The organism is Sphingomonas sp. CFBP9019 (genome assembly GCF_034045155.1).
Classification (GTDB): domain Bacteria; phylum Pseudomonadota; class Alphaproteobacteria; order Sphingomonadales; family Sphingomonadaceae; genus Sphingomonas; species Sphingomonas aerolata.
Genome location: NZ_JAXCWK010000001.1, coordinates 421,689 through 447,798 on the forward strand (window position 1 = coordinate 421,689; position 26,110 = coordinate 447,798).

Sequence of the window (26,110 nt, forward strand, 5' to 3'; positions counted from 1 at the left end):
CCTTAAATGAACTTTCCGTCATGAACTGGCACAACCCGGGCGGGGGGGCCTGGCATGTGGACTAGGGCAGGCGGATGAGATCGCGGATACGGCCGGCCAGCGCGTCGATCGCGAAGGGTTTCGTCATAACGTGCATGCCCGGATCGAGATGGCCGTTGCCGACCACTGCATTCTCGGCATAGCCGGTGATGAAGAGGATCTTGAGGTCCGGACGGCCAACGCGCGCGGCATCCGCCATCTGCCGCCCGTTCATCCCCCCCGGCAAGCCGACATCCGTGACCAGCAGGTCGATGCGCGTGTCGGACTGGAGGATCTTCAGGCCGGCAGGCCCGTCCGCGGCCTCGATCGCCGCATAGCCCAGTTCCTCGAGCACCTCGACGACCAGCATGCGGACGGTGGGTTCGTCGTCGACGATCAGGACGGTCTCGCCACGGATAGCGCGCGGGACCTCGGCAAAATCGGGCTGCGGTTCGTCGTCGTCCGACGGACCGAAATGCCGTGGCAGATAGATGCAGATATTGCTGCCTTCGCCGACCTCCGAATAGATCCGGACCTGTCCGCCCGACTGGCGCGCAAAGCCGTAGATCATCGACAGGCCGAGCCCCGTGCCCAGACCCAAGGGCTTGGTCGTGAAGAACGGATCAAAGGCCTTGGCGACGACCTCGGGGGGCATGCCGGTACCGTTGTCGGACACGCAGAGCGAGACATATTGACCGGGATCGAGATCGCGGTCGCGACCCATCCGCGCGTCGATCCAGCGATTGGCCGTCTCGATCGTCAGCCGCCCGCCCGTGGGCATCGCATCGCGCGCGTTGATGCACAGGTTGAGGATCGCATTTTCAAGCTGGTTGGGATCGACGAGCGTCGGCCACAGCCCGGCGGAGGCGACCACCTCAACAGCGACGTCGGGCCCGACCGTCCGGCGCACGAGCTCCTCCAGCCCGCCGATCAATCGGTTGACGTCGGTCGGCCGGGGGTCGAGCGTCTGCCGCCGCGAAAAGGCCAGCAGGCGGTGGGTCAGCGCCGCGGCACGTTTGGCGGCACCCTGGGCAGCGAGCGAGTAACGCTCGACATCGCCCAGCCGTCCCTGTGCGATGCGGATGCCGAGCAATTCGAGGCTGCCCATGATCCCCGTCAGCAGATTGTTGAAGTCGTGTGCCAGCCCGCCGGTCAGCTGGCCCACGGCTTCCATCTTCTGGCTCTGGCGCAGCGCGGCCTCGACATCCATCAACTCGCGGGTGCGCGCGGCGACCTGATCCTCGAGCGTTTCGGTCCAGGCGAGCAGTTCGGCGGCATGCCGGCGGCCATCGTCGATGTCCGTATTCGTGCCGACCCAGCGCGTGATCTGGCCGCCGATGGTCCGTACCGGCTCCGCGCGAGCAAGAAACCATCGGTAGCCGCCATCAGCACTACGCAACCGGAACTCGGCGGCATAGGTAGTGCCCGTATCACGTGCGGCCTGCCACGTCGTCGCCGTGGCTTCGCGATCGTCGGCGTGAACCAGTGACAGCCAGGTGCCGGATCCGGTTAGAGCGCCGGGCGAGATACCGGCATAATCATAGACCTGCTGATTGACCCAGTAGATCTCGCCATCGGGACGCGCCGCCCAGATCAGGCTAGGCACCGCTTGCGCGAAGACGCGGAACTGCTCTTCACTCTCGCGGAGTGCTGCTTCCGCACGCAGCCGCTCGGTCGCCGCACGCACCCGGTCCGCGACCTCGCGCATAAGCTGGAGTTCCTCGTCCGCCCAGACTCGCGGCTGATCGTGATTGGCATAGAGCAGCGCGACGAACGCATCCTGTTCGAGCAACGGCATGTTGACGAACGACCATGCGCTGATCGCCTTCAGGCCGGCAGCACCCGCAGCGGTGCGCGGGTCGCGCTCGACATCGGCGATCACGACCGTGCGCCCTGCCTTCAAATCCTCGATATAGGACCCATAATCGCGGAACTGCAGCATGCCCGCCAGGGTGCAAGTCCCCGGCGCATTCCAGTCCCGCTCGACGGTGATCGTTTCCGCAAGGGTGTCGATCACACCGTAGCCGACCCGACTGACCTGCAGGGCGTGGCCGAGGATTTCGGCCGCTGCATAGGCGATTGCCGCAGGGTCGGTCAGATCGCGAATCGCATCGCCGAGCGCCAGCAACGCGGTTTGCCGCACGTCGGCGAGCTTGCGGGCGGTGATTTCGAAGCTGATCCCGGGAAAACGTAGCGAAGTCCCGTCGGCCGCGCGCTCGCAGCGGCCCTGCGCGATGACCCAGCGGATCGTCCCGTCGCGCTCGAGCAAGCGATATTCGGCTTCGAAGGGGCCGCCCGATTGGACCGCCGCCTCGATTGCCTGCTCGGTACGCGCGCGGTCGTCCGGATGAATACCTTGAAAGAACGTCGTGATCGGTGCGCCCGCCGCCGCGGCTGCCGGATCCACCCCGTACAGCAGAGCGAACCGGGCATCGGCGGTGACGCGATCCCGGGCGATGTCCCAGTCCCAGGTACCGATCCCGCCGCCGGCCGAAAGCGCCAGCTGCAACCGTTCCTCGGCTTCGCGGGCGAGCGTCTCGGTCCTGCGCCGCTCGGTTACGTCGCTCAGCAGCACGACGATCCTGACCGAGCCCGGCTCGCCAATCCGCGCGACCTGTGCATCATAGCGCCGATCGCCCTGCGCCACGCGCGTCTCGAACCGGGTTGCGTGCCCGGTCCGGGCGATCTCGTCGAACGTCCCGATCCAGTCGCCATCCAGCGCGGGCTGCAGCGCGTGCCAGGTCTGTCCGACCGGATCGCGCAGGCCCGTCTGCCGGAGAAATTGCGCGTTCGTCTCGAGGAACCGGCAATCGACCGCGCGATCGCCGTCGAAGATCAGCTCGACCAGCCCGAAGCCGATATCGATCGCGGCAAACACTTCGCGATGGTCGCCTTCGCCGGGACGTCCCGATACGCGCTGACGGTCGTTCCCGGGGACATTGTTCGGACTCGAGGGCATCGAATTTTCTACTCGCAGGAACACCAACTCGGGTCCGGCATACGATCGGCGACGCAGCCGGCGTCACCGGACCCGGGTCGTCAAACGCGAGACAGGCTGTGGTCGATCCCCGGGAAGTTTGGTGTCATGCGGAACGGACGCGCGCGCTGGCGGATGTCAGAGCGGACGCAACCCGTTCGGACCAGGCAGCACAGCCATCGGGCGCGCCGATCAGGTCCTGGCGGATCTCGATCTCCGCATAGAGGCGCCGTGCCGGATAGGCGTGCCGCGGGATCGTATAATCGATTAAGTCCATCCGATAGGGCTCGTTGTCACCCACCACGAGGTCGGGCTCGCCCGCCAGGACCTCGAGCATCGCGAGGGCGAAGCGCGTGTCGCCGCCATCGTGCAGGATTCCGATATGCCAGGGCCGCAATCCCGCCCCGTCCGCGCCGCGCATCGCCGGGGTGAAGCTGTGCAGCGCAACCAGGATCGTCGGTTGTCCGGCGGCATCCCGGCGTGCGATCTCGGCCGCGATCGCCGCATGATAGGGCGCATGGATCACGGCATATCGCGCGGCTCGATCCGCCTCGCTCAGGTCGCGATTGCCGGGGATCGGCGTGCCGTCGCTGGTCTCGGCGATCGCATCGGGTTGCGTCTCGCTCCGGTTGCAGTCGACGACCAGCCGAGAATAGGTCTGATGGATGAAGACCGCGTCGAGCCGGTTCGCCAGCAACCGTCCGACCTCGCCGACGCCGATGTCCCAGCCGATGTGCCGTTCCAGTTCGGCATCGTCGAGACCGAGCGACCCGAGCGACACGGGCACTGAATTTCCAGCATGATCGCCGATCAGGAGGAACGATGATGCGCCTTTCGGGTTGACGATGACGGTTGGAGGCCTGTCTCCTGCCGCGATCAGCGGTCCCTCGGTCCGGTTGGTCATGCGATACGGATCCTGAATGCCATTTCTCACACTTTCTCACGTGACGAGATACACTTACCGGCAACCGGTAGCATTTGGCGAGCACCGTATCATGGTCCGTCCGCGCGAAAGCCATGACCAGCAGCTGATTTCGGCCGAGCTGACCATAACCCCCGAACCGTCGGAGGTGCGGTGGCTGCACGACGTGTTCGGCAATTCGGTGGCGATCGCGACGTTCGATCGCCGTGCGCGCGAACTCGTGTTCGACAGCCGGGTGCGGCTTGATCACAGCCCCGCCGAACTCGCGACGGTCGATATCGAGCAATACGCACGCTCCTATCCGTTCACCTATTCGTCCGAGGACATGCCCGACCTGTTGCGGTCGATCGAGCGCCAGCATCACGATCCGCACCGCGAGATCGATCGCTGGGCGCGGCGGTTCCTCGATCCCTCGGGGCGGACCGATACGCTGGCGATGCTGTCCGACATGACCGCGGCGATCCGGCGCGACTTCACCTATGTGCCGCGCCCCGAAAAGGGGACGCAGTCGCCGATCGAGACGCTTGCCCGGCGCAAGGGTACCTGCCGCGATTATGCGATGCTGATGATCGAAGCGGCGCGCGCGCTCGGCTTCGCGGCGCGGTTCGTGTCGGGCTATGTCTATAATCCATCGAGCCGCGAGCAGCGGACGGGGGGCGGCAACACGCATGCCTGGGTCCGCATCTATCTGCCGGGATCGGGTTGGGTCGAGTTCGATCCGACCAACGGCATCATCGGCAGTCGCGGGCTGATCCGCGTCGCGATCGCCCGCGACATCTACCAGGCCGTGCCGATCTCGGGAAGCTGGGCGGGCTTCCCCGGCAGCTTCCTCGACATGACCGTCTCAGTCGACATCGCCGTCGACGGTCCGGACGTCGCCCCTACAGCCACAACCCCGCTCGCGCCGCAGCCGGTCCGGGCATGAGAAAGACGACCGCATGCTGATCCGCGCCGGCTATGATATTCGCTTCGAAGCCGATGTTCCGACGCCGCTGATGGCGATGCTGAGCCTTCACCCGTCGCGCAACCGCGATCTGGTCACCCCGCACCGGATCGTCGCAAGCCCCGACGTCCCGATCTACGATTATCTCGACGCGTTCGGGAATGTCTGCACGCGCATGACCGTCCCCGCCGGCGGCCTGACGCTGTCGTGCGACTTCACGATCGAGGATGACGGGCAGCCCGACCCAGTCGATCCCGATGCCGTTCAGCATGCCGTCGAGGATCTGCCGGACGAGATCCTCGTCTTCCTGCTCGGCAGCCGCTATTGCGAGACCGACCGGCTGTCCGAGACCGCTTGGTCGCTCTTCGGGCATGTGCCCTCAGGCTGGGCGCGCGTGCAGGCGATCGTGCAGTTCACGCACGACCATATCGAATTCGGCTATCATCATGCGCGGGCGACCAAGACCGCCTGGGATGCGCATCAGGAACAGCAGGGCGTGTGCCGCGATTTCGCGCATCTCGCGATCACGCTGTGCCGCTGCATGAACATTCCGGCGCGCTATTGCACCGGCTATCTCGGCGATATCGGCATTCCCCCGGTCGATGCGCCGATGGATTTTTCGGCGTGGTTCGACGTCTATCTCGGCGGCCGCTGGCATACGTTTGACGCGCGACACAACCAGCCGCGGATCGGCCGGATCCTGATGGCGCGCGGCCGCGATGCGACCGATGCCGCGCTCACGACGACGTTCGGGCCAGCGCGGCTCGTGGGCTTCGACGTCCACACCGACAGCGTCGACGCGGCGGCTTGAGCCCGCCGCAGCGTCGGTTTACGCTTGTCACCCCGCCGGCGTTCGTGCGAACGCCGCGACACCATTAAACAATGCTGCGATGCACCATATGCCTGCTTCTTCGACACCCGGTTCCGTCCCGAGCAACGCCAACGCGCTGCTGCTGCAAGCGATCGCGCTGCGCCAGTGCGTGACCGCGGTCTACAACCGGATGCATGTCAAACTCGCGCCGCATATCCTGTTCACGCGCCATGATGACGTGTTCGTCGACGCGGTCACGCTGCAGCGCGACGGACAGCCGCCCAAGGAGATCAAGCTCGGCACGTTCAAGCTCGCCGGGCTGAAGGATCTCGTCGTGATCGACGAGGGGTTCCGGCCCGACGCCGTCTTCAACCCGCACGACATCAAATATGAGGGCGTGACGCTTTTCGTCGTCGAGCCGAACTGACCGCCAAACGGACTGGCGCCGTCGTTACGGCGCCGGCGGCAGCCATGCCGTCTCGATCTCGCCGTAGCGGTCGACAAAGCCCGTCCGCCGCATTTGAAGCTCCGGGTCGAGGATCCGGACTCGTCGACCGTTGCGCTCGATCACGCCGTCACGCTCGAGCGCACGGATCGTCCGGTTGACGTGCACCTTGGTCAAGCCGAGCGCATCGCCGATATCGCTCTGCGTCAGGGGCAGGTCGAAGGAGTCGATCACGCCACCGGCAGTGACCCGAAGACGCGCCAGGATATCGAGCAGGAGCGTGGTCAGCCGCTCCGCCGCACCTTTGCGGCCGATCGAGGTGAGCCGGTCGCTCATCGCGACATTCTCCGCCGCGGCGATGGCATAGAGCAGCCCGGCGAGCCGCGGCTGCTGGCGGAAGATCTGGCCCAGATCGGCCTTGGGCAGTTCGGTGACGGTACAGTCCGACACTGCGGTCAGCGTTGCCGAAGCCTGCGACCAAGCGATGCTCGACGTGCCGATCAGGTCGCCGGCATAGTGGAAGCGCAGGATCTGGCGGCCGCCCGCTGCGAGCCTCGCCGCCGAATGCAGCCAGCCATAATGCACGACGAACAGCGCATGGCTCGTCCCGCCCTCGGCCATCAGGATCTCGCCGGGTTTGAGCCGGATCTCGCGTTGCTCGGCGCGCGAGATCGCGGCGCGTTCCTCTTCCGTTAGCGCAAGATGGCGTTCGAGCCGCGCGATCAACCCACTTCGATGCATCGTTCCGCCCCTGCATTCGCCCTTGTCGGCGGCCCCTGTCGGCTGCCCATCTCGGCTGCCCGTTGCGGCCGCTCGTGACCCCATGCTCAACCATGCGGTTCGTCCGGTCGTCAACAGGCGGATTGGTCCGTATCAGCCTTTATCGAGCTGTCCCAGAATGATCGGCGTAAATCGGTCAGCGATCCGATCGATGCCGCGTGTGTTCGGGTGGACATGATCGCGCTGCATCAGCGCAGCGTCGCCGATCACGCCATCGAGAATGAAAGGATAGAGATCCGCACCATAGGTTTTGGCAAGATCGGGCCAGATCGTGTCGAACGCCGCCTGATATTCGGGACCGAGATTGGGGGGCGCCCGCATGCCCGTCAAAACTACGGGGATATCGCGGCGGCGCGCCTCGTCCATCATCGCGGTCAGGTTGGCGCGGGTCTCGGCAGGCGCGATCTGACGCAGCACGTCGTTGCCGCCCAGGCCGAGCAGGATGAGATCGGGTTTGCGGGGCAGGCTGTCCAGCGTGAAGATAAACCGCTGGCGCCCGGCCGCGCTGGTGTCGCCCGAGACGCCGGCATTGACGATCGTCGCGTTGACGTCCTTGCGGCGCAGCGTCGCCTGCAAAACGTCGGGCAGGCTGTGACCGCGCGCGACGCCGTACCCCGCGTACAGACTGTCGCCAAAGGCCAGGATCAGGCGCTCGCGACCGGCCGGCGCGGGAGGCATCGCGACCGCTGTACCATCGACGGCCGTGTCGCTGCCCGCGCCGCGGGTGGCCGCCACAGGGGCCGGGCTATCCGCCGCCCGATCGCACCCCGCGAGGACCAGCGCTTGGAGAACCGCGGCGACTGCCACATATGAAGGCCTGTATCGCTCCAACGTAAAGTGCTCCATGTCCCGATCAACCTCCGACGATATGGTGATATCGGCCCGCAATGTCACGCTGACGCTCGGCAGTGCGAGTGCAGCGACCGCGATCCTCAAGGGCATCGATCTCGACATTGCGCGGGGCAGCAGCGTGGCGCTGCTCGGGCCCTCAGGGTCGGGCAAATCGTCGCTGATGGCGGTGCTGTCCGGGCTCGAACAGGCGAGCGGCGGAGAGGTCGAGGTGGCGGGACTCGATTTCGGCGCGCTCGACGAGGATGCGCTGGCACGCGCGCGGCGTGGTCGTATCGGCATCGTGCTTCAGGCATTTCATCTGTTGCCGACGATGACCGCGCTGGAAAACGTCGCCGTCCCGATGGAGCTTGCCGGCATGGCCGATGCGTTCGCACGCGCCGCCGATGAGCTGGAGGCGGTCGGGCTCGGCCACCGTACCGGGCATTATCCGACCCAGCTGTCGGGCGGGGAGCAGCAGCGTGTCGCGATCGCCCGCGCGCTGGGACCGCGGCCGGACCTCGTCTTCGCGGACGAGCCGACGGGCAACCTCGATGCCGCGACGGGTGCGGCGGTGATGGACCTGCTGTTCGATCGACGCGCGGCGACGGGCGCGACGCTGATCATCATCACGCATGATCCGGTCCTCGCGGCGCGGTGCGACCGGGTCGTCGAACTCGGTGACGGGCGTATCGTCCGCGATCAGTTGCGGTCCGTGACGGGCGCGAAGGCATGACCGACTGGCGGCTCGCCTGGCGTCTGGCCAGGCGCGAGCTCAATCTGCGGTTCCGCGGCCTGCGACTGCTGCTGGCCTGTCTGTTCCTGGGGGTCGGCGCGCTGGCGGCGATCGGCAGCCTGACCCGCGCGATCGACGGCGAACTGGCAAGTCGCGGCAGCACGATCCTGGGTGGCGACGTCGAATTCGCCACGTCGCAGCGCGCTGCGACATCCGAGGAGCGTCGCGCGATGGCCGCGCTCGGCACCGTATCGGAGACGGTGCGCATGCAGGCGACGGCGGTGCGCGGTACGGCCAGCGTGCCGATCGAACTGAAGGGCGTCGACCGCGCCTATCCGTTGTACGGCACCGTCCGGTTTGCCGATGGGGGCGCAGCGGAGCCGCCGCGCGACTCGGGGATCTGGATCGCGCCCGCGCTCGCCGACCGGCTGGGCGTCGGCCGCGGCGCCCGGATCCGGCTGGGTACGGCCGAGTTCGTGGTCGACCATGTCCTCGCCGAGGAGCCTGACCGGCTCGGCGAAGGCTTTACGTTGGGGCCCGTCGCGATCGTTTCGCTGCCCGGGATTGCGCGGACCGGCCTGATCCAGCCCGGCAGCCTGTACGAGACCAAATATCGCGTCCGCCTCCGGTCGGGACTCGCGCCCACGCGCGCGGTCGACCGGATCAAGGCGGCATTCCCGTCGGCGGGCTGGGAAAGCAAGACCCGCGATCGCGCGGCGCCCGGTGCCGAGCGGTTCGTCCAGCGGATGGGCCAGTTCCTGTTGCTCGTCGGACTCTCCGCGCTCGTCATCGCCGGTATCGGCGTCGGGAATGGGGTCTCGTCCTATCTCGCCGCACGGCGGCAGAGCATCGCCGCGCTCAAGGTGCTTGGTGCGACGTCCGGGATGATCGCCCGGGTCTATCTGATCCAGATCGTCGTTGTCGCCGGGATTGGCATTCTCGCCGGTTTGATTGCCGGCGCTGCGGCGGTGCCGTTGATCGTCGCGCTCGCGGGCGACGTGCTGCCGGTCGCGCCGAGCTTTGCGGTGCAGCCCGTGCCGCTGCTGCTCGCCGCCGCTTATGGCATGGTGATCGCGCTGGCGTTTACCGCGCCAGCACTGGTCGAAGCCGGAAGCGTGCCGGCGGTCGTGCTGTTGCGTGGCAGTGCCGGCCAGCGGCGCGTACCGTTGCGCCGGACGCTGCCCTGGGTCGCCGGTGGCGGGCTTGCGCTCGTTGCGCTCGCGCTGCTGACCGCGGAACAGCCCGGGCTCAGCGCGGGGTTCCTTGCGGCGGTTGCGGCCGTGCTGCTCCTCCTTGCCGGGTTCGGCTGGGTCATCCGGATCGCGGCTGCGCGGTTGCCGCGGGCGCGCCAGCCTTTGCTCAGGCTTGCGATTGCAGCACTGCACCGTCCTGGCGCTCGGACCGGCACGCTGGTGGTCGCCCTCGGCCTGGGGCTGACGCTGTTCGTCCTGCTGGCGGCAATCCGGACGAGCATCGATGCGAATATCGCGCAGACCGTTCCGCAGCGCGCGCCTGCGCTGTTTGCGCTCGACGTCCCGCCGCAGCGCGAAGCCGAATTCCGCCGGACGGTCGCTGAGGCCGCGCGCAAGCCGGTCGTGACCACCGTGCCCGCGATGCGCGGCACGATCACGGGCTATGCAACGACGCGTGTCGCCGATCTAAAGACCTTGCCGGAAGGCGCCTGGGCGCTGCGTGGCGAACGTGGCCTGACCTATGCCGAGACGCTGCCGGACGGCAGCCAGATCACCGCCGGGCGCTGGTGGCCGCGCGGCTATGCCGGGCCGCCGCTGGTGTCGATCGACGAGCGGCTGGCCAAGGCGCTGGCTCTGAAGATCGGCGATCCGATCCAGTACAGCCTGCTGGGTGTCGAACGGAGCGCGCGGATCGCCTCGTTCCGGCGGATCAGTTGGGATACGCTCGGCTTCAACTTCGTCATGGTCTTTTCCCCCAACGCGATCGCCGACGCGCCGCATAACCTGGCGGCGACGATCGATCTCGACCGTGGCGAGGAGGGGGCGGTGATGCGCGCGCTGCTGCCGCGGTTTCCGTCTGTTTCGGTGATCGAGGTCCGCGACGTTCTGGGGCAATTGCGAACGATCGTGGGGCAGATGGCGACCGCGATCACCGCGGCGGCGTCGGTCGCGATCCTCGCCGGCATCGCTGTGCTGATCGGCGCAATCGCCGCGGCGCGTGAAGCGCGGACCTATGACGGGGTGATCCTGCGCACGCTCGGCGCGACTCGCCTCCAGGTGCTCGGCGTCCAGGCACTCGAATATGCGTTTCTGACGGTGATCCTGTCCGCGGTGGCGCTGCTGCTGGGGCTGGGGGGGGCGTGGTATGTCGTCACGCAGGTCTTCGCGTTCTCATGGCTGCCGAGCTATCCGGCGGTGGTCGCGACGCTGGTGGCGGGCGCGGGGCTGACGATGGCTATTGGGCTGATCGGGGCCTGGCCGATCCTGAGTGCGAGGCCGGCCCGGGCGTTGCGCGACCTCTGACCTGTTCCGGTCGCGGCACGAAATCGCGGCCGCGGCGTTTGCAAGGGATCGGGACGGCGCGATGGGCGGCCAAGGGGATTTTTGAGTGAGCAATGCAGTGGCAAACGGCGACGCGCCCGTCGACGCGACGAGCCCGTGGTCGATGTCTATGGCCACCTGGTGGTCGGTGCTGAAACGCAGCTGGGCGGAAGCCAGCGACGACAATATCGGGCTGATCGCCGCCGGCACCGCCTTTTACGCATTCGCGGCGATCGTGCCGCTGCTCGCCTCGATCGTGCTGATCTACGGGCTGGTCGCGGACACGGCGACGGTCGTCGCGAATATCCGCGGTCTGTTCCAGGTGCTGCCGGCGGACGCGGCCAAGGTCATCGGCGACCAGCTCGCCACCGTGGTCGGAACGTCGGAGGGCAAGAAGGGGTTTGGACTGATCCTAGCACTCGCGCTTGCGCTCTATGGTGCGTCGAAGGGGGCATCGTCGATCGTCACGGCGCTTAACATCGCTTATGAGGAACGCGAGACCCGCGGGTTCTTCGCGCTGTATATCCTCGCATTCTCGATCACCGCGGGCGCCGTGGTGCTGGCGCTGACTGCCGCGCTGTCGACCGCGGCCTTCGCACTGCTCGACAGCATGATTCCGGGGGCTCCCGATTTCGTCCTGACGCTACTGCGGCTTACCAGCTATGCGGTACTGGCAATGCTCGCAGTCACCGCAGCGGCGTGCTTGTACCGGTACGGGCCGAACCGCGCGCATGCCAAATGGGCATGGCTGACCCCGGGGTCGCTTGCAGCGACGCTGATCTGGCTCGCCGCGACTATCGGCTTCGGTTTCTACGTCGCAAATTTCGGGAATTACGGCGCGACCTACGGCTCGCTGAGCGCGGTGGTCGTGTTGCTGACCTGGCTGTGGCTGTCCGCCTATGTCTTCCTCCTCGGGGCCGAGCTCAACGCCGAACTCGAGCATCGCACCACCCGCGATACGACCACCGGGCCCGAACGTCCGGCCGGTGCGCGCGGTGCCGCCGTCGCCGATGCTACGGTAACGGCGCCCCCTCCATCAGACACACCCGAGATAGCAGAGCCGCGGCGTGGCGTGCGAACGGCGCAGACCGCGGCGGCATCTCGTGCCGCGCGCGCGCCGATGCCGTCGGTTCTCCTCGCGGTTGGCGGGCTTGGTGCACTGCGTCGAGGTTCCGGCAAGGCAGGCATAATCCTGCTGGTCGTCGGCGGCGCGCTCGCCTGGGCGGGCCGGACCTCCCCGGAGGGTGACGACGATGCCCAGCGTTCCGCTTAAGCTGTTCTTCGACGGCGGATGTCGTCCGAACCCGGGGCGCATCGAGATCGGCGTCGTTGTTCGCGGCATGACCCATATCCTGGATGATTGCGGCCACGGCACCAACAGTGATGCGGAATGGCTGGCGGCGATCCATGCGCTGAGAGTCGCCCGCGAGCTTGGCGCGGTCTCGGTCGATCTGCGCGGGGACTCCGCGCTGGTGGTGGGGCAGGCGCGTGGTACTGCGCGCTGTCGATCGGCTGAGCTTCGCGCGCACCGCGACGCCTTTCAGGCGCTTGCCGCGACGTTCGAGACGGTGAAGATCCGCCATGTCGGCCGGTCCCACAATCTTGCCGGGATTGCGCTGGCCCGCCTGCATCCGCGCTGAGCGGCAGGCCCTCTAACCAACCCCCGATTGACAGTGCTGGTCGTGGCGCGCCAGCCTGCTATAGCGCTACCATCGCTGGCTCGTTCCTGACCGCCGACGACAGAGAGATGCGCGCGCTCCCGTCACACCGACTGGAGAACTGCGTTGGCCATCGCTCCATCGTCCCCGACCCCCGCAAAGACTGCAACATCGCCCCTCGCGCTGATGATCCGGAAGCTCGAGACCCATGCGACGCTTGACCGACGTGATCGCGAGGCGATCCAGGCCCTGCCGCACCATGTCCGCACGTTCGATGCATCCGCCTATCTCGTCCGCGAGGGCGACAGTCTCCAGCATTGCTCGGTGCTAGTCTCGGGCTATGCGTTTCGCCAGAAGGTCACCGGCGACGGGTTGCGGCAGATCGTGTCGCTGCACATTCCCGGCGAGCCGCTCGATCTCCAGCATCTGTTTCTCGATCTCGCGGACCACAACGTCCAGACGCTGACGCGCGCCGAGGTGGCGATCATTCCGCGCGCAGCGCTGCAGGAACTCGCCTTGTCGCATCCTGCGATCGGTCACGCGCTGTTCGTCAACACGCTGGTCGAGGGATCGATCTTCCGCGAATGGGCGCTGAACGTCGGGCGGCGCGACGCCCGGACCCGGCTGGCGCATTTCCTGTGTGAAGTCGCAGCGCGGCTCGACGCTCAGGGTCTCGACGGGGTCAGGGGCTATGAGCTGCCGATGTCACAGGAACAGATCGGTGATGCGCTCGGGCTGACCGCGGTCCATGTCAACCGGACGATGAAGCTGCTCGAAAGCGAAGGGCTGATCGTCCGCACCAGACGATGGATCAGCATTCCCAGCTGGACCGCATTGCGCGAGGTCGCGGACTTTTCGAGCCGCTATCTCCACGCGAGGTCCAAGGCCGACTAGTCGCGCTCTGCGGCCAGGGCCGCGAGGATCGACGCGGCCAGCTCGGGACGGCAGATCAGGAGATCGGGGAGCAGCGGATCGACGCAGTTGTAGACCAGCGGGCTGCCGTCGATCCGCGACGCATGCAGCCCCGCGGCGATCGCAACCGCAGCCGGGGCGCAATTGTCCCATTCATACTGACCGCCGTCATGCAGATAGGCGTCGGCCCGGCCATCGACGACGGCCATCGCCTTGGCACCCGCCGATCCCATCGGCACCAGCGTCGCCCCCATTGCGACACCGACACGACGTGCGATGTCCGGCGCTCGCGAGCGGCTGACGACGATCCGAAGCGGTTCGCCAGCGGGTGCCCAGGGCCGTGCCGGATCGTCGGTCGCGAAGACCGCGTCGCGCGCAGGCACCGCGACCGCACCGACGCGCGGGACGCCATCGATCGCGAGGCCGATATGCACCGCCCAGTCGTCGAGGCCCTCGGCATATTCGCGCGTGCCGTCGAGCGGGTCGACGATCCAGACGCGCCGCGCCGCACAGCGGCTGCGATCGTCGAGCGATTCTTCGGACAGGATGAAATCGTCCGGGCGTTCGGCGCGCAGCCGGTCGATGATCAGCATATTGGCCTCGCGGTCGCCCGCAGCCCCCATCGCCGCCCCCGCGATCGTCCCTCGCGCCCGGATTTCCTGCAGAAGCGCGCCTGCCTCTAGCGCCACCGAGCGCGCGAGTCCGGCATCGGTCAGGTCGGTCGTCACAGGTCGTAGCTCCAGACGCCGATGACATGTTCGACGATGCGCTCGGCCGCGGCCTCCGGGCTCTCGCGGGTCGTATCGATCCGGATGTCGGGACGCTGGGGCGCCTCATACGGGCTCGATATACCGGTAAAGTCGGCGATCTCGCCCGCGCGTGCCTTGGCGTAGAGTCCCTTGACGTCGCGCGCCTCGGCCGAGGCGAGCGGCGTGTCGATGAAGATCTCGACGAACTCGCCCGGAGCGACCATCGAACGCACCATGTCCCGCTCCGCGCGGAACGGCGAGATAAACGCGGTCAGCACGATCAGCCCGGCATCCGCCATCAGCCGTGCGACCTCGCCGATCCGGCGGATATTCTCGATCCGGCCGGCCTCGGTAAAGTCGAGGTCGCGGTTGAGCCCGTGACGGATATTGTCGCCGTCGAGCAGGAAGCTGTGCCGGCCGAGCGCGAACAACTTCTTCTCGACCAGGTTCGCGATCGTCGACTTGCCCGAGCCCGACAGGCCGGTGAACCAGAGAATCCTGGGTGACTGACCCTTTTGCGCGGCATGCGCCTCGCGCGTGACGTCGATCGATTGCCAGTGGACGTTCTGCGCACGGCGGAGCGCCGATCCGATCATTCCCGCCGCGACGGTCGCGTTGGTCGCGCGGTCGATCAGGATGAAGCCGCCGAGATCGGCACCGTCGGCATAGGGCTCGAACACGATCGCCCGGTCGGCATAGACCTCCGCGACCCCGATATCGTTAAGCGCGAGCGTCGAGGCGGACAATTCGGCCTGCGTGTTGACGTCGACGACGTGACGCGGCGGCTGGACCGTCGCCCCGACGACCTGCGTGCCGAGCTTCAACTGATAGCCGCGGCCCGGTACCAGCGGCGTGTCGGACATCCAGACGATGGTCGCGAGGAACTGGTCGGCGGCCTCGGGCGGCGCATCGGCGGCGGCGATCACGTCGCCGCGCGAGCAATCGACCTCGTCGGCGAGCACGATCGTCACGGACTGGCCGGCGACCGCCTCGGTCAGGTCACCGCCGAGCGCGACGATCCGGGCGACGGTCGTCGTCTTTCCCGACGGGACGACGCGGACGCTGTCGCCGGGACGCACGGTGCCGCTGGCGATCATGCCGGCAAACCCGCGGAAGTCGAGATCGGGACGATTCACCCATTGCACGGGCAGCCTGAACGGCTGCGCCTGGCGCGCGTCGACGTCGATCGGCACGGTCTCGAGATGCGCGAGCAGCGGCAGACCGGTGTACCAGGGCATCGTCGCGGCCTGGGTCGCGACATTCTCGCCGGTCAGCCCCGACAGCGGGATCGCGGTGAAGCGGTCGATACCGATCGATGCGGCAAAGGCGCGATACTCCTCGACGATCGCGTCGAACCGCGCCTCGTCATGGCCGACCAGATCCATCTTGTTCACCGCGAGCACGATCTCGCGGATGCCGACAAGGTGCGCCAGATAGCTGTGACGGCGGGTCTGGGTCAGCACGCCCTTGCGCGCATCGATCAGGATGACGGCAAGGTCCGCGGTCGACGCGCCGGTGACCATGTTGCGCGTATATTGCTCGTGCCCCGGCGTGTCCGCGACGATGAACTTGCGCTTTTCGGTCGAGAAAAAGCGATAGGCGACGTCGATCGTGATGCCTTGCTCCCGCTCTGCGGCAAGACCGTCGACCAGCAGAGCAAAGTCGATATTCTGGCCCTGCGTGCCGACCCGGCGGCTGTCCGCCTCGAGTGCTGCGAGCTGATCCTCGAAGATCGTCTTGGAATCATACAGCAAACGGCCGATCAGCGTCGACTTGCCGTCGTCGACCGAGCCGCAGGTGATGAAGCGCAGCATCGACTTGTTCGCATGCGTGTCGAGATAGGCGTCGATATCCGACGCGATCAGCGCCTCGGGCGTATAGGCGGACATCAGAAATACCCCTCGCGCTTCTTCTTCTCCATGCTCGCCGCCTGATCATGGTCGATCGCGCGGCCCTGACGCTCGCTGGTCGTCGTCAGCAGCATCTCCTGGATGACGTCGGGCAGCGTCGCCGCCTCGCTTTCGACCGCGCCGGTCAGCGGGTAGCAGCCGAGCGTCCGGAAGCGGATCGACCGATCGACCGCGACTTCGCCTTCACGAAAGCGGAACCGCTCGTCATCGACCATCAGCAGCATCCCGTCGCGCTCGACGGTCGGGCGCGGCGCGGCGAAGTAGAGCGGGACGATCTCGATCCCCTCGGCCAGGATATATTGCCAGATGTCGAGCTCGGTCCAGTTGGACAGCGGGAAGACGCGGATGCTTTCGCCCTTGGCGATCCGCGTATTGTACAGGCGCCAGAGCTCGGGGCGCTGCGCTTTCGGATCCCAGCCGTGACTCGCCGAGCGGAAGCTGAAGATTCGCTCCTTGGCGCGGCTCTTCTCCTCGTCACGCCGCGCGCCGCCGAACGCCGCGTCATAGCCGCCCGCAGTCAGCGCCTGCTTCAGCCCGTCGGTCTTCCACATGTCGGTGTGGCGGCTGCCATGGTCGAACGGGTTGATCCCGAGCGCTTTCGCCTCGGGATTGGTGTGGACGATCAGCTCCATCCCGGCTTCCGCTGCCGCACGATCGCGCAAATCGTACATCGCGCGGAATTTCCACGTCGTGTCGACATGCAGCAGCGGGAAGGGCGGACGCGCGGGGAAGAACGCCTTCTTCGCCAGATGCAGCATTACGGCGGAATCCTTGCCGACCGAATAGAGCATCACCGGGCGCTCGGCCTCGGCGACGACTTCGCGCAGGATGTGGATGCTCTCGGCTTCGAGGCGTTGCAGATGTGTGAGCCCGGTCATTGCGTTCCCAGATAGGCCCGCGGACGCGGTGTGCGACGAACTTATACTGTTGGCCGCGAAAGCGCGATCAGTCGCGCGACTGGTCGACCGAGTCGATCAGCCGCCCGCCCGCCATGAATACCGCGGTCGAACAGGCCGCCGCGAGCAGCCAGCCGCCATAGCCCGGATACTGCTCCAGATAATGGCTGCCACGTTCGACCGCCCCGAGACCGAGCCCGTAGATAACGAGATACGCCTCGAACTTGGTCTTGATCACGAACAGGCGGCAGAAACGTTTCCACATTGCCGCAACCTAGCAACGGTCGTGCCAAGCGCGGAATTGCGCCGTTTGCGCAGGGTCGGGGTTGGTTAATTGTCAATTAACCCGACACGGCAGAATTCTGCGGTTCTGACGCGAGAATACCAGAAAACCTCCGCTGTTTCCACCGAGAGAAAGGGTGCGAAATGGAAAACCGTCTGAGCGTCATTCCAATTAATTTGATCGCCGTCCCCGAGCCCTCGGCCGGCCAGGATCTGCACATCCTCCAGCACGCGCTCGGCGTCGATCAGTTCGGCCGCGGCGAGCAATATCGCTCCCACTTCGTCACCGGCTTGGGCAGCGACGATCATCCGGCCTGCATGGCGATGACCGAGCGCGGCCTGATGAAGCACTGGGACGGCGCGACCCTTCAGTTCGGTGGCGACGACTTCTTTCGTGTCACCGATGCCGGCCGCGCCTTCGTCGTCGAGCATAGCCCCGCGCCGCCAAAACTTACGCGGTCGCAGCAACGCTATCAGCGATACCTCGACGCCGACTGCAGCCTGACGTTTCGGGAATGGCTCGGCACCTCCTACGTGAAGGACACCGCAGCATGACCGGCCCCGACCGCATCGCGATCACCGGCGCGCATGGCTTCGGCATTTCAACGGCGCTGATCGTCTCGCTGGCCGCCGCCGGCGTCGTCGTCGTCAATCTCGATGATCAACACGAGCGCCGGCGTCGCGACGAGGATCTGCTCGATAGGCTCGATGTTCTGGACATGCTCGTCGGCGCCTGGCCGAAGTCCGGAGCACCGAACACCTACACCCCCGGCCGCCTAACCCACCGCCAGATCGAGTTTATCGACACGCCGAAGCCGCTGTCGAAGCGCCGCGCGCGCCGCCTGCGCGGGAGGGTCGGGGCATGAGCGAGTTCAGAGTCCGCCGGCGGGGCAAGCGATGGGGCGTCCAAGAGCGCACGCGCTGGCGGTGGCGCTGGATCGGGCAGTTCGGTGGCCGCGCATCATTCTGGGCTGAGAGCGCCGGGGCCCTTTGGTTCGCCAACCTATGCGAGCGTGTCGACGCCCGCCACGATGCCGCCGCGCGCGCCGCGCAAGGCCGCGCCGCATAATCGCGCTGCGGCCCGTCCAGCGCATCGAGGCGCGGCGTTTCGTCCTGGATCATCACCGGCACCACGGTTGGGTATCCGGCTTCCTCTGGCTACATGGCCTGGCGGGGGAGGCTGGTGCGCTGGTCGGCATCGCCGTCGTCGGTCGGCCGGTCGCCCGCGCGCTGCAGGATGGTCTGACGATGGAGGTCACCCGCCTATGCACCGACGGGGAGCCGAATGGCTGTTCGATGCTCTACGGCGCGGCGCGGCGCGCGGCGGTCGCCAAGGGATATCGATGGGGCCTGACGTACATCCTTGCGAGCGAGACGGGTGCGTCGCTGCGCGCGGCGGGCTGGCGGCTCCTCTGGCGCGTCCCCGGCCGCAGCTGGGACACGCCATCGCGTCCGCGAACGGACAAGCACCCGACCGAGGACAAGGCCGCCTATGGCTGGGGCGATTGGCCTGCCGCCGTGGAGCTCGCCGCATGATCATCGACACCCTCAATCCCCGATACAGGAGCGCGACAGCATGAAGCGTTACAGGACGCTGACGGCCAAGCCGGGCGAGTTGAAGGCCGGCTATGGCAGGGAGGACCGGCACTGCTCGCCGAGCCTCGTCTATGTCTGGGGCGGCGGGGGCGCGCAAAAGCCGGACGCTCGGGTGTTGGGATCCGCGCTCGAGGACAAGCGGCATGGCTACGCCTTCCCGTCGATGGCGCTCGAGCAGCGACCTTCCCTGATCGAAGAGCTCGAGGCGCGGGGTTACGACATCACCACGCTGCGCTTCTCGATCCGGATGAAAGAGACGCCCGACACCCTCAGTCTGGAGGACGCGCATGGCATACGCTGAAGCTACCAAGGTCAGCGTCGAGAAGTCGGTCGCTGAGATCGTCACGCTGGTGCGCCGCAATGCAGGCTCGCAGATCGCGCAGCTGGACGACGACGATCGCTACGTGATCGCCTTCTCGACTGCCGCGCGGCAGGTCAGGTTCGTCGTCAACTTCGATCCCGTCACGCACAAGCGATTCCAGCTGGACGGGCGCGGGTCGACGCGGACCGCGGCGCAGCGGCGCGACCACTGGGAGCAGCACCGCCGGCAGCGGATGCGCGCCATGCTTCTCGTGATCAAAGCGAAGTTCGAGAGCGTCGAGAGCGGCGTCGAGACGTTCGAGCAGGCCTTCCTCGCGAACGTCGTCACCTCAAGCGGGGCGACTGTTTACGAGCGCATCGCCGAGGATCTGGCTGTCGAATATCAGACCGGCGCCGTTCGTCCCCTGATGCTTGGCGCGCCGCAGTGACCATCCCCAATCTGGAGAACGCCCGTGGCTGAGAAGAGCAAAGTCTTCGAGGCCGCAAAATCGGGGTTCGCTGCTGTCGGTGTCCTGTTCGCCGCGACTGTGGTGAGCGGGGGCGTAACAGCGGTCGAACCCCATGCTGGATGGACCACCTTCGGCTCCGCGGCGCTGTGGATAGGACTGCCGCTTATCGTCGCCGTCAACCGGTATCGCAAATGAGCGGCCGGAAGCGCTGGGCTCACCTCGACCAGATGGTCGGGGAGGGGACTGTCGGCGCGGAAACTATCGGAAATTCTGATATTTTGCCGAAGCGTGAAGGGTGCGACCCGGTTGATCCTCCATTGCAGATTGATCTGTCCAGCCTTGCTCCCGCTCTCTCGAAAGGATCCGATGTATGACCGTTGTGGAGAAGGTAGCGCGGGCTGTCACCGACGAGCTCGGCCGGCAAGATGGCTATGATGCACCGGCGTGGAAGCTCGAGAACGGGCTAAAGCTGGCATGGCTTGATCAGGGCGAAGTAGACATGGGCCTTGTTGCCCGAGCCGCCCTCACCGCGCTACAGGACAGCTTCGCCGATCCCGTCGTTCGCGCTGCTATCCAAGCCGCTCTCGATGAGAAGGACGGATGAGCAGCCGAAAGCGCTCGACCTACCTCGACCAAATGGTCGGTACTGGGCAAATTGAAACCGCTCGGTGCGCCTCTGGACCCATCCGGTCGCAAGACATAGCTTGCTCTTTCAAGGCGATTCGCAGTGGCGCTCTGCAAACATGCAAATGCAAAGCAGACGGTGCCATCTGCGATCACGATTCAAGTTAGGAATTGTTCATGGATCTGAAAACATTCGTTACCGAAACTCTCGTGGGAATAGTCGAAGGCGTCGCCGAGGCTCAAAAGCGAATTGCCCAGCATCATCCTACAGCGGCCGTGGCTCTACTTGATCGACCAGCCGACGAGGCAGATAGGCCAAATCCGAACTATAAAAGCGTTTCCTTCGACGTGGCGGTTACGAGCGCGCAGGAGGAGACAGCAGAGACCAGCGGCAAGGGAAATGTACGGGTTTACGTGATCAACGCCGCGATAGACGGTAAAGATACCGCGTCAAATAAGTCGAGCTCAGCAAGTCGCGTCCAGTTCCAGGTCCCGCTTCACCTCCCTACAATGCACTCGTCAGTAGCATCGGATGGCTTACAACGGGCGAGCGATAAAGGCGATCGGGCTATAGCAAACCACCGCGCCGAGGCCACCAGAACCGTTGCCTGAGATCTACCCTTACGCGCCGAACTCCGGCCCTTCCTCATCAGGATAGAACGCGTGGGGATCGTAAACCGGTCGCTGCGCCGGCCGCGCCTGGCGGGGAGGCGGGCGTTTCAGAACATCGGGAACCGGGTCGGGCATGGTAGGCACCCCCGCCTCCGAACCGTATCTGGATGTAAGCGCCGCTCCCGTGCATCGCCTGAAAGACGGCATCGCGTCCGCTCAACCTTTCCTCCGTTTAAGGAGCATGCTCTGGTCTGGCAAACGAATGAAACAGGTAGTCCGGGTCAAATTCCCCAAGCCTAGCAAGTCCGTCATAGTCAAGGATTTGGATACGGCGTTTGTCTACTACAAAGAGGCCTCGATTACGGAGCCATCGCAGTACACGATTAACGTGAACGCCTGTAAGCCCTGTCACCTCGCCAATGTCAGGCTGGGTCAATGGAAAGTGAAACGCGTTATCCGTGACCAGGCCGACCATGTCGAGGCGCACGTATATCTCGCATAAAAAGTTTGCAATCCGTGCTTCTGCACGATGTCGTCCGTGCGAAAATATCCATTTCCGATGTATTGCGGCGTCTAACAAAGTGCTAAACCAAAAAGCATTTGCGAGGCGCGGCGATTTTTGTGTTATATCCGTCAAGTCTTGACGGTCAAATGTGGCAACCTTAACCTCACTAATAGTTACGATGTCATGATCAAGTTGCTTCAATGGCAACGCGTGGAGATCAACAAAGTCGCCAGGTACATGTATTCCGACCGCTTGGCGCGCACCGGTCTGGTCGTTTTTATATCTGCATGCAAAGCCTTCTAGAAGCAGTGTGCTTTTGACGACCTCTTCCCCACGGCATGCTAACGGCTCTCGCGCTGGAACCTCGATTACGTTGGCAATTTTACTTTCGATCATTCTTATTTCCTCGATCGAAAGCTGGTCGCGTCCGCGCCCCATGAGGAATTTATGTGAAATCACTGGATCAACGCTCAAACGCCCGTCTTGACGTGGTTAAAAAGCACATTGATTGATATTGTGAAATTGACGCAGGTTGAGGCGGGCAAGCTATAAGGCCCTAACAAACATCAACCTAAACGGTCTTGCGGGAGGTAACTCGTTCCAGCGTTTGGCGGTGGGCATACGTTAGCCACGGCCGATCGGTATATGCGCGAGGGGCTTGCCGTTCTCGATCGGGGCCCTCCTTCTCGAGAGAGCCGCACTCGACAAGTTCATTTAATTTCGTGCTGCCGTGGATCAATGCTTGGAACGATCCGCAGCCACTGGCCGCTGATTGCCGGTGGGAGAATCGGCATGCTGATCACCTTGCGAGCTGAAGTTTTATGCGTCTCGGCCAATGAGGGGCTGGTGCTGATCGACGGCCCTGGCCTCGCTGTCACACTCGACATTGAAGCGGCGTCAGCGCTGTCCGATCAGCTGCTTGCCGGATGCACCTTGGCTCGGCAGCAACAGCGGGCAGCGATCGGTCAGGCACCCCACTCCGACCCATGCTCGTTCGGCTAGAACGGGCGCTCACATAGCTAGCGCACAAAAAAAGGGCAGCCTGAGCCGCCCAAGGTAAGGGGTGATGCCGATGCCGACAGAATTCCGTCAGCAGGCAAGGAATGGGGTAGAGCAACTGTCCCGATATGCCAAACCAATTTTGTTTAATCGAAGCTGCGTAGGCTCTGGGCGCAACCCGGCCAAATAGCCGGCATGATAGCATTGCCAAAAAGCCCTGTCCTTGAACCGGAGAGCGGATCAGTCGATGCTGTCGTTGTGCGGCAGTTCCTCACTTTCGAGGATCCAATGGCGCTAGATAGGACCTCCGACATGAGCATCCAGAACGATCGTCTACCGGACCTTGAGGAACCCTGCAGAGCGTGCGGAGGAACGGGAAATTCATCGCCAGCCCAACCTGGTCAAATGAGGGCGAGCTTTCATTGTGAAGTCTGCAAAGGTTACAAATTGGCTCCGACCGAAGCAGGTCAACAGCTTATTGAGTTCATCAGCCGGCGATTCCGCATCTCCGACTACGAGGTCCAGCGGGATATGTTTGGCTGATCACGCTCCCCACTCGGGTCCTTCCTCGTCAGGATAGAACGCGTGGGGATCGTACACCGGTCGCTGCGCCGGCCGCGCCTGCCGTGCGGCGGCTAGTTTGCCCGAATCGGTCGGCCGCGCATAGGCTGTGGCGTCAGGAGATTAAGGCATGACGTTCCAGAACGATCCCGCGAACGATCCAGAGCGTTCGGCGTATGATCCTAGCCGAGAACCACCAGACCTCACCGAGGCAGCTGCCCGATTGCGCGAGTTCCGTATGTCGCGGGAAGACGGCGACATGATCGACGCAGGCAGCAAGCTGACGACCACTGACCTCGACGCAATTTTAGGCTTCCTCGCTGACTTTCCGTCGACCGGGTGATGAGCGATCGAGAGGTATGGCTGAAAGCATGGGCGGTCGTACAGACGCACGGCACATTGGAATCTGCACCTATTGTCGCCACGCTGCTCGACGTAATGGGCGATGATCCCCACCACTCCGATTGGGCGCGCATTGCGGCGGCTGTAGATGCAATCAACGATGGCGAGCCGCAATGACTGATCCAGCCCCTTAGACCTAAGAAAAATGCAATCCCTCGATATCCGGACGATAGATCTGATCTGTGGCTGTGGACGGCATAAGGAGGTCAACGACGACGGCTATGCGGGGACCGAGGCTGTGCCGTCGATGACCCGGTTCTTCCGGGGCGGGTAGTGCGGCAAGCGCCCGAAGACTGCGCGGCCGGGGCTGCTGCACCGCGGCGCGGCATCGATGTGGCCGATTCGCCGAATCTCCATCATGCCCACCATGCTCAATCGATCAGGATCGAGCCGAGAACGGGGGTGGCATGCTCCTGCAGCACGGCCGCGGCGTTGCGCAGCGCGCGAGCGTCCGACCGGTTGCGGCGCGCAACGATGATCGCCGCGTCGAGTCCGAAACACGCCTCGAGCTGTGTCGCGCTGGCGGGGCCGGCATCGAAGATCACCAGCCCATAATGATCGCGCAGCGGATCGAGCGTGTTGGCAAGCCGCTGGCGATCGAAGAGCTCGGACGCGTTGGGGACGCTAGGACCCGCCGACAGCAGCGACAGGCCGGGGATCGCGGTGGTCTGGGCAATCGCCTCGACGCGACCGCCCGACGACAACAGCGTCGACAGGCCGGTCCGGTTGGGCAGGCGGAAGAGCCCGTGCTGACGCGGTGCGCCGATGCCGCCATCGACCAGCAGCGTCGAATAGCCGGCCTGGGCGCACGCGACCGCCAGATTGGCGGTGAGCACGGTGGTGTGCAGCGTCTCGTCGTCGATCCCGATCATCGCTATCCCCTGAAGCGGGGAGCCGTCGGGACGGACGTCGCGCGTCACGATCGCGCGAATGTCGCGCGCGGTGACCGCGATGGGATCGTCGGGCGCGAATGCTGCGACGACGAGCGGATCGACGCGCTCATCGCCCTCGGCAAGAACCGTGAAGCCCTGCTGCAGCTCGATCGCGCGGCGCACCTGCTCGTCGGTCGCAAAGCCGAGCTCAACCGCCGCCTCGCCGAACAACAGCCCGGTTTCAGCCTGGTGATGCTCGATCTGGCGATGCGCCTCGGGCGACAGTGACAGCAATTTGCCCAGAAGCTGCCGCTGGCTGGGCGCTTCGGCGCCCGGCGCGACCGCGGGCCGAACGACATTTGCCGTTTCGCTCGAACGAAGCCTCATGACGTCTGCCTTCCACCCAGCAGCGACGCGACGCGCGACTGCGAAAACGATACCGAGCCCAGCACGGGCACACCCATGGCGGTCGCTGCGCCGCTCGACGTCCGCACCCGCGGCCGCCACAGTTCGAGTGCCAGCGCCGTCCCCGCCGCCAGCATCCCGCCCAGCACTAGGCCGAGCGCCAACCGCATCGGTACGTTGGGCGAGGAGGGGAGCATCGGCGGCTGCGCGACGTCGAGCTGGACGACGTTGGTCGACGGCGCCTCGCTCTGCAGCCGCATCGTGCCGAGACGCTGGGTCACGGTATCATAGGCCGCGCGTGCCGAATCGACGTCGCGCTGGAGCACGTTGAGATCGGCCCGGTCGCCCGCCAGCGCCAGCATCTTGCCGCGCTGCTGGTTGAGCAGGGCGCGCATCTGGCTTTCCTTGCTGCTCGCCGCGCCGCTGGCGACGCGTACCGCATTGGTGTTTGTCCCCGTCTCAACCGCCAGCCGCCGGCGTAGCGCCGACAGCTCCGCCTCGGCAGCCTGCCGCTGCGGGTGGTTCGGGCCGAGATCAGCGCTCAGCTGCGCCACTTCGGCCGTCTTGGCCGAGATCTGCGTGCGCAGCCCCTGGACGACACCGGACGTTTGCACGTCGAGCCCGGTGCTGCCGCCGCCAGCGCGTGCGCCAGCATCCGCCGCCGCCGCTTCGGCTGCGGTCAGCTGGCCGGACAGTTCGGTCAGGCGGGCGGCGTCGGTGTTGTTGTTCGTCGTGTCGACGATCCCGGTGCGACGCTGGAACGCGGTCAGTCGGCCCTGAGCCTGCTCGAGCGCGGTGCGGACCTCGCGCGTGCGATCCTCGAACCAGCGCGAATAGGTGCGGGCGGGATCGGTCTGCAGCTGCAGCCGCGCCTCTAGGTAGCTGGTGGCAAAGCCATTGGCGACCTGTGCCGAGAATTGCGGATCGGCCGACTTGAAGCGGATCGCAAGCACGCGCGACGTCCGGCCGGGTATGACTTCGAGCCCGCCGAGCAGCTGGCGACCATACCAAGCGTTGACGTCGCCGGTGCCACCGGTGCGTGCACGCCACTGGTCAGCGACCTGCGGGTTGGCGGCAAGCTTCAGATCGCGGACGACCGCGGCGGCGATCGCCTCGCTCTGCAGGACGTCGGCCTGGGTCGCGACGAGCGCGGCCACGCCATCCTGCGGCGCCGCCTCGTCGGTGACCGACTGGGCCGGGCCACCGTCGAACAGCAGCGAGGATTGCGCGACATAGGTCTTGGGCGTGACGGCCGTCCAGAGTGCGACCAGCACGACGATCATCAGAATGATAGCCAGCTCGATACGCCAGCGCGCCTTGAGCGACGCGATCAGATCAGCGGGTATTAGCAAGGTTGCTCTCCTGCGGTGCGCCAAGCCGGGCC

The 26,110-nt window shown here is 65.6% G+C and carries 32 protein-coding genes; 21 read left to right on the forward strand and 11 right to left on the reverse strand.

What is annotated here, in order from left to right:
- Positions 1-61: 61 nt before the first annotated feature.
- Both SOM18_RS01710 and SOM18_RS01715 read right to left on the reverse strand, forming a co-directional pair.
- A complete protein-coding gene (locus tag SOM18_RS01710) occupies positions 62-2,977 on the reverse strand; it encodes a PAS domain-containing protein (protein ID WP_052380943.1) in 2,916 nt (971 codons plus the stop codon).
- A 124-nt stretch (positions 2,978-3,101) separates the two neighbouring features.
- Entirely contained in the window at positions 3,102-3,899 is a 798-nt protein-coding gene (locus SOM18_RS01715) for an N-formylglutamate amidohydrolase (protein ID WP_031441125.1), read from the reverse strand.
- Positions 3,900-3,915: 16 nt separating this feature from the next.
- Between SOM18_RS01715 and SOM18_RS01720 the strand changes: the two genes are divergently transcribed.
- The 3 genes from SOM18_RS01720 (at position 3,916) to SOM18_RS01730 (ending at position 6,098) form a co-directional block, all read left to right on the forward strand.
- Positions 3,916-4,842, forward strand: a complete 927-nt coding sequence (locus SOM18_RS01720) for a transglutaminase family protein (protein ID WP_042467344.1) — start codon at positions 3,916-3,918, stop codon at positions 4,840-4,842.
- 13 nt (positions 4,843-4,855) lie between these two features.
- Positions 4,856-5,671 carry a transglutaminase-like domain-containing protein gene (locus tag SOM18_RS01725; protein ID WP_031441127.1) on the forward strand — a complete coding sequence of 272 codons (816 nt, stop codon included), beginning with the start codon at positions 4,856-4,858 and terminating at the stop codon, positions 5,669-5,671.
- An 88-nt stretch (positions 5,672-5,759) separates the two neighbouring features.
- Positions 5,760-6,098, forward strand: coding sequence for a hypothetical protein (locus SOM18_RS01730; RefSeq protein ID WP_320481184.1), 339 nt, complete (start codon positions 5,760-5,762; stop codon positions 6,096-6,098).
- A gap of 24 nt (positions 6,099-6,122) precedes the next feature.
- On the opposite strand, the gene SOM18_RS01735 is transcribed toward SOM18_RS01730, so the two are convergent.
- On the reverse strand, positions 6,123-6,857 hold the full coding sequence (locus tag SOM18_RS01735; RefSeq protein ID WP_031395205.1) for a Crp/Fnr family transcriptional regulator: 735 nt from the start codon (positions 6,855-6,857) through the stop codon (positions 6,123-6,125).
- A 132-nt stretch (positions 6,858-6,989) separates the two neighbouring features.
- Entirely contained in the window at positions 6,990-7,631 is a 642-nt protein-coding gene (locus SOM18_RS01740; protein ID WP_320481185.1) for an arylesterase, read from the reverse strand.
- Between the two features lie 109 nt (positions 7,632-7,740).
- Between SOM18_RS01740 and SOM18_RS01745 the strand changes: the two genes are divergently transcribed.
- The 5 genes from SOM18_RS01745 to SOM18_RS01765 all read left to right on the forward strand — a co-directional run bounded on the left by SOM18_RS01745 (position 7,741) and on the right by SOM18_RS01765 (position 13,525).
- Positions 7,741-8,460: an ABC transporter ATP-binding protein gene (locus SOM18_RS01745; RefSeq protein WP_031441129.1), complete on the forward strand. Its 720-nt coding sequence runs from the start codon at positions 7,741-7,743 to the stop codon at positions 8,458-8,460.
- Positions 8,457-10,955 (forward strand): ABC transporter permease, encoded by a 2,499-nt coding sequence (locus SOM18_RS01750; protein ID WP_031441130.1) that lies wholly within the window; start codon positions 8,457-8,459, stop codon positions 10,953-10,955. The genes SOM18_RS01745 and SOM18_RS01750 overlap by 4 nt, the downstream gene beginning before the upstream one ends.
- 85 nt (positions 10,956-11,040) lie before the next feature.
- Entirely contained in the window at positions 11,041-12,246 is a 1,206-nt protein-coding gene (locus tag SOM18_RS01755; RefSeq protein WP_320481186.1) for a YihY/virulence factor BrkB family protein, read from the forward strand.
- Positions 12,227-12,613: a ribonuclease HI family protein gene (locus SOM18_RS01760; protein ID WP_031441132.1), complete on the forward strand. Its 387-nt coding sequence runs from the start codon at positions 12,227-12,229 to the stop codon at positions 12,611-12,613. The genes SOM18_RS01755 and SOM18_RS01760 overlap by 20 nt, the downstream gene beginning before the upstream one ends.
- Before the next feature lie 144 nt (positions 12,614-12,757).
- On the forward strand, positions 12,758-13,525 hold the full coding sequence (locus SOM18_RS01765) for a Crp/Fnr family transcriptional regulator (protein ID WP_320481187.1): 768 nt from the start codon (positions 12,758-12,760) through the stop codon (positions 13,523-13,525).
- Here the strand turns inward: SOM18_RS01765 and SOM18_RS01770 are convergent.
- Genes SOM18_RS01770 through SOM18_RS01785 form a run of 4 tightly spaced genes read right to left on the reverse strand, consistent with a single transcriptional unit; the run spans position 13,522 to position 17,363 of the window.
- Positions 13,522-14,271, reverse strand: coding sequence for a 3'(2'),5'-bisphosphate nucleotidase CysQ (locus SOM18_RS01770; protein WP_042467347.1), 750 nt, complete (start codon positions 14,269-14,271; stop codon positions 13,522-13,524). The genes SOM18_RS01765 and SOM18_RS01770 overlap by 4 nt on opposite strands.
- Positions 14,268-16,181, reverse strand: a complete 1,914-nt coding sequence (cysN, locus tag SOM18_RS01775; protein WP_031441135.1) for a sulfate adenylyltransferase subunit CysN — start codon at positions 16,179-16,181, stop codon at positions 14,268-14,270. The genes SOM18_RS01770 and cysN overlap by 4 nt, the downstream gene beginning before the upstream one ends.
- A complete protein-coding gene (gene cysD, locus SOM18_RS01780; RefSeq protein ID WP_198526928.1) occupies positions 16,181-17,125 on the reverse strand; it encodes a sulfate adenylyltransferase subunit CysD in 945 nt (314 codons plus the stop codon). Before cysD ends, cysN begins: the two co-directional genes overlap by 1 nt.
- Before the next feature lie 22 nt (positions 17,126-17,147).
- Positions 17,148-17,363 carry a hypothetical protein gene (locus SOM18_RS01785; RefSeq protein WP_031441137.1) on the reverse strand — a complete coding sequence of 72 codons (216 nt, stop codon included), beginning with the start codon at positions 17,361-17,363 and terminating at the stop codon, positions 17,148-17,150.
- Between the two features lie 161 nt (positions 17,364-17,524).
- Here SOM18_RS01785 and SOM18_RS01790 point away from each other — a divergent pair, with 161 nt between their 5' ends.
- The 9 genes from SOM18_RS01790 to SOM18_RS01830 all read left to right on the forward strand — a co-directional run bounded on the left by SOM18_RS01790 (position 17,525) and on the right by SOM18_RS01830 (position 20,982).
- Positions 17,525-17,935: a hypothetical protein gene (locus SOM18_RS01790; protein ID WP_320481188.1), complete on the forward strand. Its 411-nt coding sequence runs from the start codon at positions 17,525-17,527 to the stop codon at positions 17,933-17,935.
- Complete coding sequence (locus SOM18_RS01795; protein WP_320481189.1) at positions 17,932-18,246, forward strand: hypothetical protein; 315 nt, start codon at positions 17,932-17,934, stop codon at positions 18,244-18,246. The genes SOM18_RS01790 and SOM18_RS01795 overlap by 4 nt, the downstream gene beginning before the upstream one ends.
- Complete coding sequence (locus SOM18_RS01800) at positions 18,243-18,449, forward strand: hypothetical protein (RefSeq protein WP_320481328.1); 207 nt, start codon at positions 18,243-18,245, stop codon at positions 18,447-18,449. The genes SOM18_RS01795 and SOM18_RS01800 overlap by 4 nt, the downstream gene beginning before the upstream one ends.
- Positions 18,386-18,916 carry an XF1762 family protein gene (locus SOM18_RS01805; protein WP_320481190.1) on the forward strand — a complete coding sequence of 177 codons (531 nt, stop codon included), beginning with the start codon at positions 18,386-18,388 and terminating at the stop codon, positions 18,914-18,916. The genes SOM18_RS01800 and SOM18_RS01805 overlap by 64 nt, the downstream gene beginning before the upstream one ends.
- A 40-nt stretch (positions 18,917-18,956) precedes the next feature.
- Positions 18,957-19,277, forward strand: coding sequence for a hypothetical protein (locus tag SOM18_RS01810; protein WP_320481191.1), 321 nt, complete (start codon positions 18,957-18,959; stop codon positions 19,275-19,277).
- Complete coding sequence (locus SOM18_RS01815) at positions 19,264-19,725, forward strand: hypothetical protein (protein WP_320481192.1); 462 nt, start codon at positions 19,264-19,266, stop codon at positions 19,723-19,725. Before SOM18_RS01810 ends, SOM18_RS01815 begins: the two co-directional genes overlap by 14 nt.
- 24 nt (positions 19,726-19,749) lie before the next feature.
- Complete coding sequence (locus tag SOM18_RS01820) at positions 19,750-19,941, forward strand: hypothetical protein (RefSeq protein WP_320481193.1); 192 nt, start codon at positions 19,750-19,752, stop codon at positions 19,939-19,941.
- Positions 19,942-20,116: 175 nt separating this feature from the next.
- The gene (locus SOM18_RS01825) at positions 20,117-20,350 is read left to right on the forward strand and encodes a hypothetical protein (RefSeq protein WP_320481194.1); all 234 of its coding nucleotides are present in this window, start codon (positions 20,117-20,119) and stop codon (positions 20,348-20,350) included.
- A gap of 197 nt (positions 20,351-20,547) precedes the next feature.
- The gene (locus SOM18_RS01830) at positions 20,548-20,982 is read left to right on the forward strand and encodes a hypothetical protein (protein ID WP_320481195.1); all 435 of its coding nucleotides are present in this window, start codon (positions 20,548-20,550) and stop codon (positions 20,980-20,982) included.
- A 232-nt stretch (positions 20,983-21,214) separates the two neighbouring features.
- Here the strand turns inward: SOM18_RS01830 and SOM18_RS01835 are convergent, their stop codons facing one another.
- Positions 21,215-21,883 carry a Crp/Fnr family transcriptional regulator gene (locus tag SOM18_RS01835; RefSeq protein WP_244654694.1) on the reverse strand — a complete coding sequence of 223 codons (669 nt, stop codon included), beginning with the start codon at positions 21,881-21,883 and terminating at the stop codon, positions 21,215-21,217.
- 396 nt (positions 21,884-22,279) lie between these two features.
- Between SOM18_RS01835 and SOM18_RS01840 the strand changes: the two genes are divergently transcribed.
- From SOM18_RS01840 to SOM18_RS01855, 4 genes are all read left to right on the forward strand, one after another.
- Positions 22,280-22,489: a hypothetical protein gene (locus tag SOM18_RS01840; RefSeq protein WP_192138979.1), complete on the forward strand. Its 210-nt coding sequence runs from the start codon at positions 22,280-22,282 to the stop codon at positions 22,487-22,489.
- 309 nt (positions 22,490-22,798) lie between these two features.
- Complete coding sequence (locus SOM18_RS01845; RefSeq protein WP_192070265.1) at positions 22,799-23,029, forward strand: hypothetical protein; 231 nt, start codon at positions 22,799-22,801, stop codon at positions 23,027-23,029.
- A gap of 148 nt (positions 23,030-23,177) precedes the next feature.
- Positions 23,178-23,390, forward strand: a complete 213-nt coding sequence (locus SOM18_RS01850; RefSeq protein WP_192008813.1) for a hypothetical protein — start codon at positions 23,178-23,180, stop codon at positions 23,388-23,390.
- Entirely contained in the window at positions 23,390-23,566 is a 177-nt protein-coding gene (locus SOM18_RS01855) for a hypothetical protein (RefSeq protein WP_192008815.1), read from the forward strand. The genes SOM18_RS01850 and SOM18_RS01855 overlap by 1 nt, the downstream gene beginning before the upstream one ends.
- Before the next feature lie 254 nt (positions 23,567-23,820).
- Here the strand turns inward: SOM18_RS01855 and SOM18_RS01860 are convergent, their stop codons facing one another.
- Both SOM18_RS01860 and SOM18_RS01865 read right to left on the reverse strand, forming a co-directional pair.
- Positions 23,821-24,708: a CpsD/CapB family tyrosine-protein kinase gene (locus tag SOM18_RS01860; RefSeq protein ID WP_192008817.1), complete on the reverse strand. Its 888-nt coding sequence runs from the start codon at positions 24,706-24,708 to the stop codon at positions 23,821-23,823.
- Positions 24,705-26,078 (reverse strand): GNVR domain-containing protein, encoded by a 1,374-nt coding sequence (locus SOM18_RS01865; protein WP_192008819.1) that lies wholly within the window; start codon positions 26,076-26,078, stop codon positions 24,705-24,707. Before SOM18_RS01865 ends, SOM18_RS01860 begins: the two co-directional genes overlap by 4 nt.
- Positions 26,079-26,110 lie beyond the last annotated feature (32 nt).

Excerpts from the sequence above, each read along its gene's own strand:
- SOM18_RS01710 (WP_052380943.1), bottom strand. The coding sequence starts at position 2,977 with ATGCCCTCGAGTCCGAACAATGTCCCCGGGAACGACCGTCAGCGCGTA.
- SOM18_RS01715 (WP_031441125.1), bottom strand. The coding sequence starts at position 3,899 with ATGACCAACCGGACCGAGGGACCGCTGATCGCGGCAGGAGACAGGCCT.
- SOM18_RS01720 (WP_042467344.1), top strand. The coding sequence starts at position 3,916 with ATGCCATTTCTCACACTTTCTCACGTGACGAGATACACTTACCGGCAA.
- SOM18_RS01725 (WP_031441127.1), top strand. The coding sequence starts at position 4,856 with ATGCTGATCCGCGCCGGCTATGATATTCGCTTCGAAGCCGATGTTCCG.
- SOM18_RS01730 (WP_320481184.1), top strand. The coding sequence starts at position 5,760 with ATGCCTGCTTCTTCGACACCCGGTTCCGTCCCGAGCAACGCCAACGCG.
- SOM18_RS01735 (WP_031395205.1), bottom strand. The coding sequence starts at position 6,857 with ATGCATCGAAGTGGGTTGATCGCGCGGCTCGAACGCCATCTTGCGCTA.
- SOM18_RS01745 (WP_031441129.1), top strand. The coding sequence starts at position 7,741 with ATGTCCCGATCAACCTCCGACGATATGGTGATATCGGCCCGCAATGTC.
- SOM18_RS01750 (WP_031441130.1), top strand. The coding sequence starts at position 8,457 with ATGACCGACTGGCGGCTCGCCTGGCGTCTGGCCAGGCGCGAGCTCAAT.
- SOM18_RS01760 (WP_031441132.1), top strand. The coding sequence starts at position 12,227 with ATGCCCAGCGTTCCGCTTAAGCTGTTCTTCGACGGCGGATGTCGTCCG.
- cysN (WP_031441135.1), bottom strand. The coding sequence starts at position 16,181 with ATGTCCGCCTATACGCCCGAGGCGCTGATCGCGTCGGATATCGACGCC.
- SOM18_RS01785 (WP_031441137.1), bottom strand. The coding sequence starts at position 17,363 with ATGTGGAAACGTTTCTGCCGCCTGTTCGTGATCAAGACCAAGTTCGAG.
- SOM18_RS01790 (WP_320481188.1), top strand. The coding sequence starts at position 17,525 with ATGGAAAACCGTCTGAGCGTCATTCCAATTAATTTGATCGCCGTCCCC.
- SOM18_RS01795 (WP_320481189.1), top strand. The coding sequence starts at position 17,932 with ATGACCGGCCCCGACCGCATCGCGATCACCGGCGCGCATGGCTTCGGC.
- SOM18_RS01800 (WP_320481328.1), top strand. The coding sequence starts at position 18,243 with ATGAGCGAGTTCAGAGTCCGCCGGCGGGGCAAGCGATGGGGCGTCCAA.
- SOM18_RS01805 (WP_320481190.1), top strand. The coding sequence starts at position 18,386 with ATGCGAGCGTGTCGACGCCCGCCACGATGCCGCCGCGCGCGCCGCGCA.
- SOM18_RS01810 (WP_320481191.1), top strand. The coding sequence starts at position 18,957 with ATGAAGCGTTACAGGACGCTGACGGCCAAGCCGGGCGAGTTGAAGGCC.
- SOM18_RS01815 (WP_320481192.1), top strand. The coding sequence starts at position 19,264 with ATGGCATACGCTGAAGCTACCAAGGTCAGCGTCGAGAAGTCGGTCGCT.
- SOM18_RS01825 (WP_320481194.1), top strand. The coding sequence starts at position 20,117 with ATGACCGTTGTGGAGAAGGTAGCGCGGGCTGTCACCGACGAGCTCGGC.
- SOM18_RS01830 (WP_320481195.1), top strand. The coding sequence starts at position 20,548 with ATGGATCTGAAAACATTCGTTACCGAAACTCTCGTGGGAATAGTCGAA.
- SOM18_RS01835 (WP_244654694.1), bottom strand. The coding sequence starts at position 21,883 with ATGATCGAAAGTAAAATTGCCAACGTAATCGAGGTTCCAGCGCGAGAG.
- SOM18_RS01840 (WP_192138979.1), top strand. The coding sequence starts at position 22,280 with ATGCTGATCACCTTGCGAGCTGAAGTTTTATGCGTCTCGGCCAATGAG.
- SOM18_RS01845 (WP_192070265.1), top strand. The coding sequence starts at position 22,799 with ATGAGCATCCAGAACGATCGTCTACCGGACCTTGAGGAACCCTGCAGA.
- SOM18_RS01850 (WP_192008813.1), top strand. The coding sequence starts at position 23,178 with ATGACGTTCCAGAACGATCCCGCGAACGATCCAGAGCGTTCGGCGTAT.
- SOM18_RS01855 (WP_192008815.1), top strand. The coding sequence starts at position 23,390 with ATGAGCGATCGAGAGGTATGGCTGAAAGCATGGGCGGTCGTACAGACG.
- SOM18_RS01860 (WP_192008817.1), bottom strand. The coding sequence starts at position 24,708 with ATGAGGCTTCGTTCGAGCGAAACGGCAAATGTCGTTCGGCCCGCGGTC.